The 12,968-nt window shown below is 68.8% G+C and carries 17 protein-coding genes and 1 tRNA gene; 9 read left to right on the forward strand and 9 right to left on the reverse strand.

Going from position 1 to position 12,968, the window contains the following annotated elements:
- Positions 1-25: 25 nt before the first annotated feature.
- The 4 genes from CJ179_RS21800 to CJ179_RS21815 all read right to left on the reverse strand — a co-directional run bounded on the left by CJ179_RS21800 (position 26) and on the right by CJ179_RS21815 (position 2,680).
- On the reverse strand, positions 26-682 hold the full coding sequence (locus tag CJ179_RS21800; RefSeq protein ID WP_095862880.1) for a bifunctional 2-polyprenyl-6-hydroxyphenol methylase/3-demethylubiquinol 3-O-methyltransferase UbiG: 657 nt from the start codon (positions 680-682) through the stop codon (positions 26-28).
- 61 nt (positions 683-743) lie between these two features.
- The gene (locus tag CJ179_RS21805) at positions 744-1,013 is read right to left on the reverse strand and encodes a hypothetical protein (protein WP_095863575.1); all 270 of its coding nucleotides are present in this window, start codon (positions 1,011-1,013) and stop codon (positions 744-746) included.
- A 104-nt stretch (positions 1,014-1,117) separates the two neighbouring features.
- Positions 1,118-1,519, reverse strand: a complete 402-nt coding sequence (locus tag CJ179_RS21810) for a very short patch repair endonuclease (RefSeq protein ID WP_072938353.1) — start codon at positions 1,517-1,519, stop codon at positions 1,118-1,120.
- 15 nt (positions 1,520-1,534) lie between these two features.
- The gene (locus tag CJ179_RS21815; RefSeq protein ID WP_072938350.1) at positions 1,535-2,680 is read right to left on the reverse strand and encodes a DNA cytosine methyltransferase; all 1,146 of its coding nucleotides are present in this window, start codon (positions 2,678-2,680) and stop codon (positions 1,535-1,537) included.
- 175 nt (positions 2,681-2,855) lie between these two features.
- Between CJ179_RS21815 and CJ179_RS21820 the strand changes: the two genes are divergently transcribed.
- From CJ179_RS21820 to CJ179_RS21830, 3 genes are read left to right on the forward strand one after another with little or no spacing between them, the layout of a single operon-like run.
- Positions 2,856-4,436 carry a sodium:proton antiporter gene (locus CJ179_RS21820; protein WP_095862881.1) on the forward strand — a complete coding sequence of 527 codons (1,581 nt, stop codon included), beginning with the start codon at positions 2,856-2,858 and terminating at the stop codon, positions 4,434-4,436.
- A gap of 41 nt (positions 4,437-4,477) precedes the next feature.
- A complete protein-coding gene (locus CJ179_RS21825; protein ID WP_072938344.1) occupies positions 4,478-5,575 on the forward strand; it encodes a hypothetical protein in 1,098 nt (365 codons plus the stop codon).
- Positions 5,572-6,159 carry a putative glycolipid-binding domain-containing protein gene (locus tag CJ179_RS21830; protein ID WP_072938341.1) on the forward strand — a complete coding sequence of 196 codons (588 nt, stop codon included), beginning with the start codon at positions 5,572-5,574 and terminating at the stop codon, positions 6,157-6,159. The genes CJ179_RS21825 and CJ179_RS21830 overlap by 4 nt, the downstream gene beginning before the upstream one ends.
- Before the next feature lie 49 nt (positions 6,160-6,208).
- On the opposite strand, the gene CJ179_RS21835 is transcribed toward CJ179_RS21830, so the two are convergent.
- Positions 6,209-7,177 carry a prephenate dehydrogenase gene (locus CJ179_RS21835; protein WP_072938338.1) on the reverse strand — a complete coding sequence of 323 codons (969 nt, stop codon included), beginning with the start codon at positions 7,175-7,177 and terminating at the stop codon, positions 6,209-6,211.
- Between the two features lie 49 nt (positions 7,178-7,226).
- On the opposite strand from CJ179_RS21835, the gene CJ179_RS21840 reads away from it, so the two are divergent.
- The 5 genes from CJ179_RS21840 (at position 7,227) to CJ179_RS21860 (ending at position 9,522) form a co-directional block, all read left to right on the forward strand.
- Positions 7,227-7,766: a tRNA adenosine deaminase-associated protein gene (locus CJ179_RS21840; protein ID WP_095862882.1), complete on the forward strand. Its 540-nt coding sequence runs from the start codon at positions 7,227-7,229 to the stop codon at positions 7,764-7,766.
- Between the two features lie 11 nt (positions 7,767-7,777).
- Entirely contained in the window at positions 7,778-8,236 is a 459-nt protein-coding gene (locus CJ179_RS21845) for a nucleoside deaminase (protein WP_095862883.1), read from the forward strand.
- A gap of 138 nt (positions 8,237-8,374) precedes the next feature.
- On the forward strand, positions 8,375-8,566 hold the full coding sequence (locus CJ179_RS21850; protein ID WP_009477222.1) for a CsbD family protein: 192 nt from the start codon (positions 8,375-8,377) through the stop codon (positions 8,564-8,566).
- A gap of 56 nt (positions 8,567-8,622) precedes the next feature.
- Positions 8,623-8,713, forward strand: a tRNA-Ser gene (locus tag CJ179_RS21855).
- 125 nt (positions 8,714-8,838) lie between these two features.
- Complete coding sequence (locus CJ179_RS21860; RefSeq protein WP_072938333.1) at positions 8,839-9,522, forward strand: YceI family protein; 684 nt, start codon at positions 8,839-8,841, stop codon at positions 9,520-9,522.
- On the opposite strand, the gene CJ179_RS21865 is transcribed toward CJ179_RS21860, so the two are convergent.
- The gene (locus CJ179_RS21865; protein ID WP_072938479.1) at positions 9,454-10,422 is read right to left on the reverse strand and encodes a sterol desaturase family protein; all 969 of its coding nucleotides are present in this window, start codon (positions 10,420-10,422) and stop codon (positions 9,454-9,456) included. The two genes, CJ179_RS21860 and CJ179_RS21865, sit on opposite strands and share 69 nt — an antisense overlap.
- Before the next feature lie 108 nt (positions 10,423-10,530).
- Here CJ179_RS21865 and CJ179_RS21870 point away from each other — a divergent pair, with 108 nt between their 5' ends.
- A complete protein-coding gene (locus CJ179_RS21870) occupies positions 10,531-11,028 on the forward strand; it encodes an Rrf2 family transcriptional regulator (protein ID WP_072938330.1) in 498 nt (165 codons plus the stop codon).
- On the opposite strand, the gene CJ179_RS21875 is transcribed toward CJ179_RS21870, so the two are convergent.
- From CJ179_RS21875 to CJ179_RS21885, 3 genes are read right to left on the reverse strand one after another with little or no spacing between them, the layout of a single operon-like run.
- Entirely contained in the window at positions 10,994-11,746 is a 753-nt protein-coding gene (locus CJ179_RS21875; RefSeq protein WP_095862884.1) for an IclR family transcriptional regulator, read from the reverse strand. The genes CJ179_RS21870 and CJ179_RS21875 overlap by 35 nt on opposite strands.
- A gap of 15 nt (positions 11,747-11,761) precedes the next feature.
- Positions 11,762-12,721, reverse strand: a complete 960-nt coding sequence (locus tag CJ179_RS21880; RefSeq protein ID WP_095862885.1) for a PDR/VanB family oxidoreductase — start codon at positions 12,719-12,721, stop codon at positions 11,762-11,764.
- 19 nt (positions 12,722-12,740) lie between these two features.
- Positions 12,741-12,956: a hypothetical protein gene (locus CJ179_RS21885; RefSeq protein ID WP_095862886.1), complete on the reverse strand. Its 216-nt coding sequence runs from the start codon at positions 12,954-12,956 to the stop codon at positions 12,741-12,743.
- Positions 12,957-12,968 lie beyond the last annotated feature (12 nt).

Below are 12,968 nucleotides of genomic sequence, written 5' to 3' on the forward strand. Positions count from 1 at the left end.
ATCGTGCCCACAGGGTAGACCGTCGTCAGGCTCGGCGAACCGCGTGCAGAACGGTGTCGTGAATCGTGACGGGCCGACCGTCGGGGTCGAGCGCCTCACGGGACGGGACCGCCGACACGAGAATCTCCCATTCCGCGGGGTCCAGCACAGCCGCGACCTGCTCCGGGGTGAACAACATGTCGGGAACATTGGGCCGCCCGACGGACGTCTCCAGATCGGACGGATGGTGTCCGACGACGAGCAGGCGCCCGCCGGGGCGGACCGCTCCCGCCAGACGCCGGTGCAGGGACTCGCGGGCGGGTCCGGGCAGATGCATGAAATGCGCCGACACCAGGTCGAATCGGCGAGCAGGCGGCTCCCATGACACAATGTCGGCCTGCTCCCACGTCGTCCGGTCCGCGATTTCGGAACCGGCCTCGGCGGCTCGTGCGGCGGCGCGTTCCAATGCCACCGTGGACACGTCCACTCCGGTGACGTTCCACCCGCGGGTAGCCAGCCAGATCGCGTCGGCACCCTCGCCGCTGCCGACGTCGAGGGCGCCGCCGGGGGTGACGTCCGCGATCTGCTCGACGAGGCGCGGGTTGGGGTTGCCGCTCCACACCGCGGTGGTCGAACGGTAGCGCTCGTCCCAGAACTCCTGGCTGAGGAAATCGGTCGTGTCCGGTGTGTGCTCGTGGGTCATGCCCCCACTGTGCCGCGCGGAGCCGTCCAACCGGGAATTCCGTTGCCGGAACGGCAAGCGATTACGGGCTGGAGAACGTGTAGATCCGGCAACCGCTCATGTTCGCGGCCGACACGACGCCGTCGGCACGCGCGAAGTCGCCCTTGGCGGCGAGATTGTTGGCGAGGGCGGCCTGGTCCTCGCAGAAGCCCTGATCCGCAGGGTTGGCCGGGGGATTGCTGATGTACGTGTCGCCGGGGGCAGCCATCGCATAGGCCCCCGGACCGACGAGTGGGACGGCCGCTGCTGCAATCGCAATGGAGGCCGCCGCGACGATACGGCGGATCATCATGCGCCTCCGAATGTGGTTCGAACGGTTGCTGATGACACCATCCTGCACCGATCCGGCGTCGGCGACCAGACCCCCAAGGGGTGGGAAGTGCAACACCTTCACCGTCAGCGACGCAGCGCGGCCTGAACCCGATCCGCGGCGACCACCGGATTCTCGTGCTCCCAGATCCGCACCACCGTCCACCCGGCGTCGGTGAGCGCCGCGTCGGTGTCCCGGTCGCGGGTGACGTTTCCAGCGAGTTTCTCGGCCCACCACTGCGCGTTGTTCTTCGGGAACGTGGCGTGCTGCGGGCAGCTGTGCCAGAAACACCCGTCCACATACACGGCCACCTTGCGTCGCGGAAACACCAGGTCGGCGCGCCGCCGGACACCCTTCATCGGCGCCCGGTCCACGTAGTACCGGGCCCCGCGGCGGTGTAGTTCGCGGCGCAACGCGAGTTCGGGTGCCGTGTCGCGCCGCCGCTGCGCCCGCATCCGGGCGCTGGTCGCGGGGTCGGTGGCCGGCATCGCAGGTCCGTCCGGCTACGCGGCGGCCTCGGGGAAGCCGCCCATGCGGTCGAGGTGGCTCTCGACGTCGTCGATGAAACCGGGCACGAAACGCAGATTGCCCATCCGGGCCCGTTTCAGGAACCCGGCGGTCGCGCGCGCCGACAGCAGCCGGGTGTCCTCGAGGAAGCCACTGAGATCCTCGTACGGCTCCTGCACCGGCCACGTCGACGTGTGCACGCGGAAGGCCTGACGGTTGCTGCCCCACGCCGCGACCGGCCACGCGTCGCCGGGCTTCATCGGCGTCTCGATGCCCCGCTCGTATTCGGCCGGCTCGAGCAGCCGCCGCCCGACCCACGACGCCATCCGCACACTCACCGCGTTGCCGACAAGCTTCCACCGATGACTGTTCCGCAGACCGGGGACCAGCGCGGCGGGCGCCGTCCAGTCGGGGTCGAAGCCCTGCAGGCGTTCGGCGTCCACGAGACCCGGGGTGACGATCTCGCCCGACGGCAGTCGCACTGCGGGCGGGCTCGCGATCCCGACGGACGAACCGCCCTTGAGGGTGGGCACCGCGTTGACCGCCCACCCGAGGCCGCGGGTGCCCTCGGTCCAGTAGAAACCGCACGGGAAGTCGGTGGGGTCGTCGACGGGGCGTTCCCCGGCGTCCTCACCGAACAGGACCGCGCGGGGATCCTCGGTGCGGGAGGCGAGCATCAGGACCCGCTGCCGGCGCTGGGGGAGTCCGAAAGCGCGCGCGTCGACCACCCGGTACGCCCACGTGTAGCCGAGGTCCTCGAGGGCGTCCGTGATGTGCCTCATAGCGGCCCCGCGACCCAGCTGCAGCATGAACGGCACGTTCTCGATGAGGAGCCAGCGCGGGCCCTTCTTCCGCTTCACCAACCGGAACACTTCGTCGACGAGACCGGAGCGTGCACCGGTGATGCCTGCAGTCCGGCCGGCCTGGGAGAGGTCCTGGCAGGGGAATCCGGCGGCGACGAGTTCGATGTCCTGGGGGAGGGAACGCAGCTTGGTGACGTCGGAATGCACTGGGACGTCCGCGAATCGGGTACGCAGAACCGCCTGGGCGCCCGGGTCGATCTCACAGAGCAGTTCGGTGTTCCAGCCGTGCTCTCTCAGACCCAACTCGAGCCCGCCGATACCGGCGAACAAGCCCACCATGCTCCCGGTTGACGTCACGGCACCCTTCCTCACGAACCAGTCACCCGAGAACGTTACTCGAGATCTGTGGCCGCTTTGACCAACGACCCGTGAGTACTTATTAACCTCGGGCGGTTAACAAGTACTCACGGGTGGCGCAGCCACACATGATAACGAGCCGAGGAGGCGTCCCAGCGTGGATCAGCTGATCGTGGTGATCGGGCTCATGCTCGTCACAGTCCTGATCGTCGGACTCGGTGACCGATTCCACGCACCCTGGCCGGTGCTGCTCACGATCGTCACCGCAGGCGCCGCGTTCGTCCCCGGCATTCCGCACGTCGAACTCGAACCCGAACTGATCCTGCCGCTGTTCCTGCCGCCGCTGCTGTGGGCGCTGGCCCGCCGGACGTCGTGGGCGATGTTCGTCGACCGCTGGAAGACCATCGTCGTCCACTCCGTCGGCCTCGTCATCGTCACGACGGCCGCGGTCGCGTGGACGGCCTGGGCGCTGGTGCCCGGCATCACACTGGCGGCCGCCATCGCGATCGGCGCGATGACGGCCCCACCCGACCCGGTGGCGGTCGAGGCCGTCGCCGAACCCGTCGGGATTCCGCGTCGGCTCGTCGGAGTCCTACAGACGGAGGGCCTGTTCAACGACGCCGCCGCGCTGGTCGCGTTCCAGGCGGCGCTCGCCGCGACGATCGCCGGCGAAGACCTGCACTTCGGGTTCGAGGTGCTGCACTTCCTGTACACCGCGGTGGCCGCGGTGCTGATCGGTCTGGCGTCCGGCTGGGTGGGTTCGTGGCTGGTGGTGCGGATCGTGGACGTCCCCGGTCGCAGCGGACTGACCCTGGTCATCCCGTTCGTCGTGTACCTGCTGGCCGAGGAGATCCACGCGTCCGGCGTCATCGCCGTGGTGGTCGCCGCGGTGCAGATGAGCGCCGCCGACTCCGAGGTGGACGCCGAGGACCGCCTGGCCAGTGCCTCCTTCTGGCACGTCGCCGAACTGCTGGTCACCGGCATCGCGTTCGGTCTGATGGGTCTCGAATTCCGCCAGATCGTCGACGACGCCGGCAGCGACCTGTGGACGATGGTGTGGCACGGCGTCGTCATCGGGGTGGTGCTGGTGGTGGTCCGCGCGCTGTGGATGGGGGTCACCTGGCTGTACATCCGCGGCTACGAGGACAACGCGTCGTCCGCGCCCCGCACGCCCGCCGAAGCCGTGGTCATGACGTGGTGCGGGATGCGGGGGCTCGTCACCCTGGCGTTGGCGCTGAGTCTGCCGGTCGACGACTTCCCGTGGCGGTCCGAAGCCGTCGTCATCGCGGCCGTCGTGTTGGTGATGAGCATGGTCATTCCGGGATTCACGCTGCCGTGGCTGGTGAAGGCGCTCGGCGTCGCCGGGGTCGCGGACGCGGAGGACGCCGAGGAGAGGGCGCTGGTCGAGCGGGCCCGGCACGCGGCTCTCGAGGTCGTGACCTCCGCGCCCACCACGCTGCCTCCCGAATCGGTGGCCCGGCTCAAGGCCCTCTACGACCGCCTCGAGGAGGACTCCGCACCCGGCACCCACTCGCCCGAATACTCGCAGCGCATCGAACAACTCAAGACCCGCCGCGACGAACTGCGGGCGCTGCAGCGCGGGGCGCTGACCGCGGCGCAGGCCGAAGTGCTGCGGGCCCGCAACGAAAAGGGGCAGGACCCGCACGTCGTCGACCGCGTACTCGAGCGTCTGGACCGGCTGTCCTCGGCGAGCAACACGCAGACTTTCCACCACTGAGAGTCCTAGACTTCCTGTAGGTGGGAACACAGGGAGGCGGCATGATCTCGGGTTTCCGGAACCGGTCGCACCTCGTGCGTGACGCCCAGGGCAGCGGCCTCGTCGAAGCGTTCGTCATCATCGGGATCTGCACGATCCTGCTCACCCGCGCCTACCTCCACCTCACCGGTTATCCACAGGTCGGAGGATCGTCGCTACACATCGCGCACGTCCTGTGGGGCGGGCTCGGCATGGTCGTGGCGCTCGTGACCGTGTTCTCGTTCCTCGGGATGAAACCGCGCGTCCTGGGTGTCGTGATCGGCGGCATCGGATTCGGGCTGTTCCTCGACGAGATCGGCAAGTTCGTCACCAAGACCAACGACTACTTCTACCGGCCGTCCGTCGCGATCATGTACGTGGTGATCGTCGTGTTACTGCTGGTCAACCGGTCGCTGCACGACGTGCGCCCGCCGACCCCGACGGAGGACGTCGCCAACGCCGCCGCCATCGCGCTCGGCGGCCTGGACCGCGGTCTGGACCGGGCGCGCCGGCTACAGGCGCTGGCACAGTTGCGCCGGGCGGCCGCCGCCGGGGCGGACGAGGCGACACTGACGTCGGTGCGGGATCTGCTCGACCACTGCCCGGACCGGAACGGACGGACCGTGCCGACGGCCAGGGAGCTGGCCCGCCGCGCGACCCCCGCCTTCGCGAAGGGCCCCGGCATGCTCTGGACCGCGGCCGTGCTCCTCACCCTGTTCTCCACCCTGGGACTGCTCAGCGCCGTGATCACCCTCGACGACGACCTCCGCGGCGACGAGGGAACCGACATCACGACGATCGGCCAGCTCACCGGATCCGCGATCGCGTTCGTCCTGTGCTGGTCGGCCGTCGTGCGACTGCGGAACGGCAAACTGTGGCCGCTGCAGTTCCTGCGGGCGGCAGCACTGGTCACGGTGCTCCTCACCGAGGTGTTCGATTTCGTCGCACAGGAATTCGGGGCACTGCTGAACGTCGCGGTCGGACTCGGCGCCCTCGTCGTCTTCTCGTCGCGCATCGCGGTCACGGAACGAGCCCGGGCACTGACTCTCGACAACTCTGCTGCAACGAAACTCGGCCCGTTGCCACCCCGGGAGCCGTCGTCGCTTACCGTAGACAGGTGAGCATCCAAGCCTCCGGTGCCTCGACCTGGCCCGCAGTACTGACGTGGCGGGCGGACAACGCACCCCGAATGGAATCGGTGCGCGTCCAGCTCAATGGCGACCGCATCAAGGCTGCAGGCCGGATCATCGGCGGCGAGTGCCCCGAGCATCCCGCGTTCAGCGCGTCCTACGACCTCGTCACCGACGAGAGCGGCGTCACCCGCCGGCTGTCGCTGCGGACGTCCGTCGCGGCCGGTGAGCGGCAGATGTCGATCAGCCGGGACGAAGAGGGCACGTGGATGGTGGAGCACGGCGCCAACCACCAGCGGTCCACGTTCGAGGGAGCCCTCGACGTCGACATGGTGCTCAGCCCCTTCTTCAACGCCCTGCCCATCCGGCGGTACGGACTGCACCTCGGGTCCGAGGACGTCGAAGTCCCCGTCGTCTACGTGAACCTCCTGGACCTGCGGGTCGAGGGTGCGATCCTCACCTACAGCAGCGGTCCGGACGGCATCCACGTGCTGTCGCCGGTGTCGAGTTCCTCGGTGACGGTCGACCGCGACGGGTTCATCATCGACTACCCGGGGCTGGCGGAACGGATTTAGGCGCTTCGCGCCCGTGCGCCTTTTTGGTAGCTCCGACAACCAGAAAGGCTCACAGGCGGCGGAGCCGCCCCCCGCGCCGGCCGGCGTCACGCATCTCCTCGATCCAGCCTTCGTGGCCGGGAACGATGCCGGTGATCTCCCAGGTCTCCTGGTTGTCGTACGTCTGGCGCGCGCCGTGACCGTCTTCGACGAGTCCCGCCGTCGACGACTGTTCCGCCAGTTCGGTCCGCGCGTCCTGCAGTAGCACCAACGCCTCGTCCAGTGCGATCAGCAGGGCGTCCCGGTTGCCCTCGCACATGGCCCGGACGAGCCCGGGCGCGCTGCCCGCCACCCGGGTGCCGTCGCGGAACGAGCCGGCCGCCAGGCCCAGCGCCAGCGGTCCGCCGCGGGCTCCGGTGATCGCGAGGGTCTCGGCCAGCAGGTGCGGCAGGTGCGAGATGCGCGCGACCGCCCGGTCGTGCTCGGCAGACTCGGCGGGCACGACGACGGAACCGCAGTCCAATGCGAGCTGCGCGACCTGCGTCCAGATGCCCGGGTCGACGCCGTCGTCCGTGCCGACCACCCACACGGCCTCCCGGAACAGGTCGGGGCTGCCGACGCTCCACCCGGACGCCGACGTTCCCGCCATCGGATGCCCGCCCACATACCGGCCGGCGAGTCCCTGGCGGGCCGCGGCCGCCGCGACCTCGGCCTTGACGCTGACGACGTCGGTGATCGGGCAGTTCGATGCGTACAGGGCGATCGCGGTGAGGGTGGCGGCGACGGCGGGCACTGGGACCGCGATCACGATCAGCGCGGATTCGGCGGACGCACGCTGCAGCACCGCGACCAGATCGGTGTCGGCGTCGAATCCGTCCGCGCGGGCGGCGTCGACGGACGGTGCGGACCGGTTGTGACCCCACGCTTCGCGGCCCGCGCGCACTGCCGCACGCAGCAGCGAACCGCCGATCAATCCCAGGCCGAGCACGCACACCGGAGGTGTGGAAGGAGTTTCAGACACCCGAACAGGTTGGCACATTCGACGGCGGACTTCATTTACCGGCACCCAGCGGGCTACCGTTGCGCTCATGGCTGCACAGCGCGCGGAAAACAACAGCGCCTCCACGGATCGGGCAGAGGATCTGGAGGGCTTCGGTGTCGCAGTAGTACACGAGGACGGCCGGTGGAAGGTGAAGGCCCTCACGTCGGCTGCTCTGACCAGTCTGAGCGTCGCGGAGGAGGAGCTTCGGGCCCTCCGTAGCGCGGGCGCGTTCTTCGGTCTGCTGGACGTGGACGACGAGTTTTTCATCGTGCTCCGTCCGGCGCCGTCGGGAACGCGTCTGCTGCTGTCCGACGCCACCGCCGCCATCGACTACGACATCGCCGCCGACGTCCTCGAGGCGCTCAACGTCGAAGTTCCGGACATCGATCCGGACGACCTCGACGACATCGAGCCGTGGGAGGAGGGCGACCTGTCGCTGCTCGCCGACCTCGGGCTGCCCGAACCCGTTCTGGCGGTCATCACGTCCGAGACGGATCTGTACCCCGACGAGCAGCTCGGGATGATCGCGCAGCGGCTCGGATTCACCACGGAGCTGACCGGGGTCCTCGACAAGCTTCCCCGGTAGTCCTGCACGCCGTGACTCTTCAGGACGACGAGCGGATGATCCGCGCGGCGATCGAGGCGGCCCGCGCCGCCACCGACGCCGACGTGCCCGTGGGTGCGGTGGTGTTCGACGCGGACGGCGTCGAGGTGTCGCGGGCCGTGAACTCGCGGGAGGCGATGTCGGATCCGACGGCCCACGCGGAGATCATCGCGTTGCGGGCCGCGGCGCGGGTGTACGGAGACCGGTGGCGCCTCGAGGGGGCGACGCTCGCGGTGACGCTGGAGCCGTGCACGATGTGCGCGGGCGCGCTCGTGCTGGCCCGGATCTCCCGGGTCGTGTTCGGAGCGTGGGAGCCGAAGACCGGTGCCGTCGGCTCGCTGTGGGATGTCGTCCGCGATCGGCGCCTCACGCACCGCCCGCAGGTCAGGGGTGGTGTTCTCGAGGACGAGTGCGCCGGCATCCTCGAAGACTTCTTCCGTGAGCGGCGCTGACCGGTTTTAAACGCTTTCGTGGGGTACTCGACACATTGTGGCCGGGTCCACATGACCCGTGCTTCTCTGGAGACAGGCGCTGACGAGGCGCCGCCGGACCCGTCACCGGGTTCGAAATCGGATTCACGGAGGTATCTCGTGGGAATCGCAGACAAAGCTTCGAACAAGGCGGAAGACCTCAAGGGCCAGGCGAAGGAAGCCACGGGCAAAGCGACCGGCGACCCGGACCTTCGCGACGAGGGCAAGGCCGACCAGGCTTCCTCGGCGGTGAAGGATGCCGGCGAGAAGGTCAAGGACGCCGCGAAGAACCTCAAGGACAAGCTCACGTAAAGCGGCTTCACCTGGCGATTTCAGGCTCGGGCGCCACATCCGGTAAAGTCACCGGCGGTGGCGTGTCCGAGCGGCCTAAGGAGCACGCCTCGAAAGCGTGTGACGGGTAACCCCCGTCCGAGGGTTCAAATCCCTCCGCCACCGCCAAAGCTCCCCACCTGCGCATGCAGGTGGGGAGCTTTTTTTGTGTGTCGGTCCCGTGACGCTCGTTCACAGCACTTTCGCAGGTCGTTCCGGGTGACATCCCTTGAAGCTGCAACTAGCCTGAGCTCATGAAAAAGCTGTGGTGGTTGGTCGGCGCAGTGGTCGTTGTCGTACTCGCGCTCCTGGTGGGACCGTGGTTCTACGGCCAATTCATCGCAGAGGACGACGCACCGGCGGCGTCGGTGTCGACCGAGGGCGCGGAGGCGGCCACCGGATCGGTCGACGGGCAGTGGACCGTCACACCCGGGCAGGGCTCCAACGAGACGGCGGCCGGGTACACCGTCCACGAGATCCTCAACGGCGCCAGTGTCACCGTGGTCGGGTCGACCGGCGACGTGACCGGCAACGCGACCGTCGAGGGCGAGAAACTCACCGCCGGCGACGTGACCGTGCAGGTGGCGACGATCGCGACCGATCAGTCCCGGCGCGACGGCCAGTTCCGCGGCAACGTGATGGACACCGCGACGTTCCCGACGGCCACGTTCACGCTCGACTCCCCGGTCGATCTGTCGGGGCTGCCCGCGGACGGTTCCGTGGGTACGGTGTCCGCGCAGGGCACGCTGACGCTGAAGGGGCAGTCGCGTCCGGTGACCGTCGACGTCGACGTGCTGCGTTCCGGCGACGACCTCATCGCGTCGGGCAGCATCCCGGTCACCTGGACGGACTTCGGTGTGACGCCGCCGTCACTGGGTTTCGTGACCGTGGACGGCAACGGCACGGTCGACTTCCTGGTCAGCTTCGCCCGTTCCTGACGGCGTCCAGCCGGGCGGGCCGAAAACGTAGCCGAGCTTGTCGCGCCACGACGACGCCCGGCGCCAGTCCCGGCCGATGGCGGCGTATTCGTGGGTCTGCAGCTTCCAGATGTTGTAGGTGCCCACCGGTTTGGTGAGTCCGTAGGTGGGGCGGTGCGTTTCGGGTTGGAACGTGCCGAACATCCGGTCCCACACGATGAGGATGCCGGCGTAGTTCCGGTCGAGGTATTCGGGGTCGCAGCCGTGGTGGACGCGATGGTGTGACGGGGTGTTGAACACGAACTCGACGGGCCGGGGCAACTTGTCGATGCGCTCGGTGTGGACCCAGAATTGGTAGACGAGGTTCACGGAGAATCCGATGAACACCATCCACGGCGGAATGCCGATCAGCGGCAACGGAATCCACATCAGGATCTCGGCGCTGTTGTTCCACTTCTGGCGGAGTGCGGTGGAGAAGTTGAAGTACTCGCTCGAATGGTGCGCCTGGTGGGTGGCCCAGATCAGGCGGATGCGGTGTGACATCCGGTGATACGTGTAGAACAGCACGTCGACGCCGAGGATGAGGATCACCCACGTGTACCAGGCGTCCGCGGGCAGGTGCCACGGCGCGAGGTACACCCAGATCGCGGAGTACCCGATCAGGGCCAGCACCTTCCAGAACGTCGTCGTCAGGATGGACACGGCACCCATCGAGATGCTCGCCCGGGCGTCGCGGCGCTCGTAACCCCCGCGAACCGGGCGGGACCGTCCGTCGGGGTCGATGGCCGCGTCCTCGAGGTGCCGGGCCGCGAACCATTCGAGGGCGAGGAACAGCACGAACGCGGGGATGGCCAGCGTCACCGGCTCGTGCAGGGGTGTCAGCAGCGCCGAATTCCATGCCGACGTCACGGTCTCCCACATGCTGCTTTCCTCCATACAAGACGATCGTCCAGTTCAATGTACCTCGGAGTGACACGCATCACTAAGCGTGAGTTGCCGGTTTTCATACTTGGATGGTAGGAATTCGGTGTGCACATCACCGCAAAGGTGGACTACGCCGTGCGGACGCTGATCGAACTCGCCGCGGCCGGGCCGTCCCCGTCCAAGGCCGAGTTCCTGGCACAGTCGCAGGCGATTCCGCACAAGTTCCTCGAGGCCGTGCTCGCCGACCTCCGCCGCGGCGGACTGGTCAACAGCAGGCGCGGACCCGACGGCGGCTACTGGCTGGCGCGGCCCGCCGAGGACATCACGATCGCCGACGTGATCCGGACCGTCGAGGGTCCGCTGGCGTCGGTGCGCGGTGAACGCCCCGAAGACGTCGACTACGGTGGACCGGCCGCGAAACTGCAGGACGTGTGGATCGCGGTGCGGGTGAACCTGCGCGCCGTGCTCGAGAACGTGAGCCTCGCGGACGTGGCGAACGGGCAACTGCCGGGATTCCTCACCACGTTGACGTCCGACCCCGGCGCCTGGGAGCGTCGCACCCGGCCGGCTACGTCGGCTGACGAGGGCGCAGCGCGCGGCTGATCGTCCGGCCTGCCGCGCGCACGAGCGGGACCAGCGCGTTGAGCGACGCCCCCTCCGCCGACACCACCAGCGACACGGCCGCGACCGCCGTTCCGGGACGTTCGAAGATCGGGGCCGCGACGGAGACGGCGTCCATGGTCACCTGACGATCACTGATCGCGACCTCGGACCGGCGGATCTCGGCGAGCGTGCGCCGCAGCACGACGGGGTCGGTGACGGTCCGTTCGGTGAACTTCTCGATCGGCCCGGCCAGCACCTGCTCCTGCACGTCGGTCGGCATGTACGCGAGCAGGGCCAGCCCGATGCCGGACGCCGTCAGAGGGAACCTGCCGCCGACGCGGGTCTGGACGGGTACGGCCTTCTGCCCGGCGATGCGTTCGACGAACACGACCTCGGTGCCCTCCGCGATGCCGAGCTGGACGTTCTCCCGCGTGATCTGCGACAGGTCCTCCATCACCGGCATCGCCAGTTCGCGGAGCATCGTGCCGCGGGGTGCGAGCGACGCGATCTCCCACAGCTTCAGCCCGATCGTGAAGCGACCGCTGCTGTCACGTTCCAGGGCACCCCATTCGATGAGGTCGCTGGTCAGCCGGTGCACGGTGCTCAGCGGGTACCCGGATTTGCGCGACAGGTCGCTGAGGGTCAGCCGCGGCGACGCGGGGGTGAACAGTTCGAGGAGCCGCAACGAGCGAATGGTCACCGAACCGGTGATCGCCATTGCTCGGTCTCCGTCTCACAGTTCCAGCGTCAGGCGTGGACAGCTCGCACGCGAGACGCAGATCATCATGGTGTCGCCCTCGGCCTGCTCGTCCGCTGTGAGCAGGGAATCCCGGTGATCGACAGTACCGCCGAGCACGGTCGTCTCGCAGGTTCCGCACGTCCCCTCCTCGCAGGACGACAGCACCTGGACGCCTGCGGCGGTGACGGCCTGCAGGATCGACTGCTCGGGTGCCACCGTGACGGTCTTGCCGCTCAGTGTCAGTTCCACCTCGAACCCCTCGGCCCGGACCGGTTCCTCGAGGTCCTTGGCCGCGAACCGCTCGAGGTGCAGCGTGCCGGACGGCCAGCTGTCGCAGTGAGCGGTGACGGCGTCGAGTAGCGGCGCGGGCCCGCAGCAGTAGACGAGGGTGTTGTCCCGGACGTCGCCGAGCAGCCCCGGGAGGTCGATGAGCCCGTGCTCGTCCTGGGGGTGGATCACCACCCGCTCACCGAACCGCTCGGCGAGCACGTCGGCGAACGCCATCGAACTGCGGCTGCGTCCGCCGTAGACGAGGGTCCAGTCGGCGCCGGCGGTCTCTGCGGCGTGTGTCATCGTGAGGATCGGGGTGATCCCGATGCCGCCGGCGACGAACACGTACCGCGGTGACGGCTCGAGCTCGAAGTGGTTGCGAGGACCCCGGATCGTGAGGCGGTCGCCTTCGCTCAGCTTGTCGTGCACGAACTGCGAACCGCCGCGGCCCATCGCCTCCCGCAGCACGGCGACGCGCCAGGTGCCGGTGTCGGCTGGGTCGCCGCACAGCGAGTACTGGCGGGTGAGCTCGGGTGTCAGGACCAGGTCGACGTGCGCACCCGGCGTCCACGCGGGCAGGTCGGCTCCGGATGGGTCGCGGAACTCCAGCACGACGACGCCGTCGGCGCCGAGGGTCCGGGTGGTCAGCTCCAGTTCGAGCACGGGTTCGGGCGGGGTAGGCATGGCGGTCTCTTCCGGGAGGTCAGGCGGGAACGGGAGCGGATTCCGGCGCGGCGGGCAGCGGCGCGGCGGGCACCGGCGAGGCGGCGGGGTGGTGGCCGTCGGGGCAGGCGAGCAACCACTCCCACAGGGTGGCGGGTTCCTCGGCCACGTGGCGGGCGCCGCAGTGGCAAACGCCCTCGAGCAGGTCCGAACCCGGCAGCCACACGATCCGCATCACGTGGGTGCCGCGGAGCATCCTCGTCGGTTC

Source organism: Rhodococcus sp. ACS1, assembly GCF_002300155.1.
GTDB lineage: Bacteria > Actinomycetota > Actinomycetes > Mycobacteriales > Mycobacteriaceae > Rhodococcus_F > Rhodococcus_F koreensis.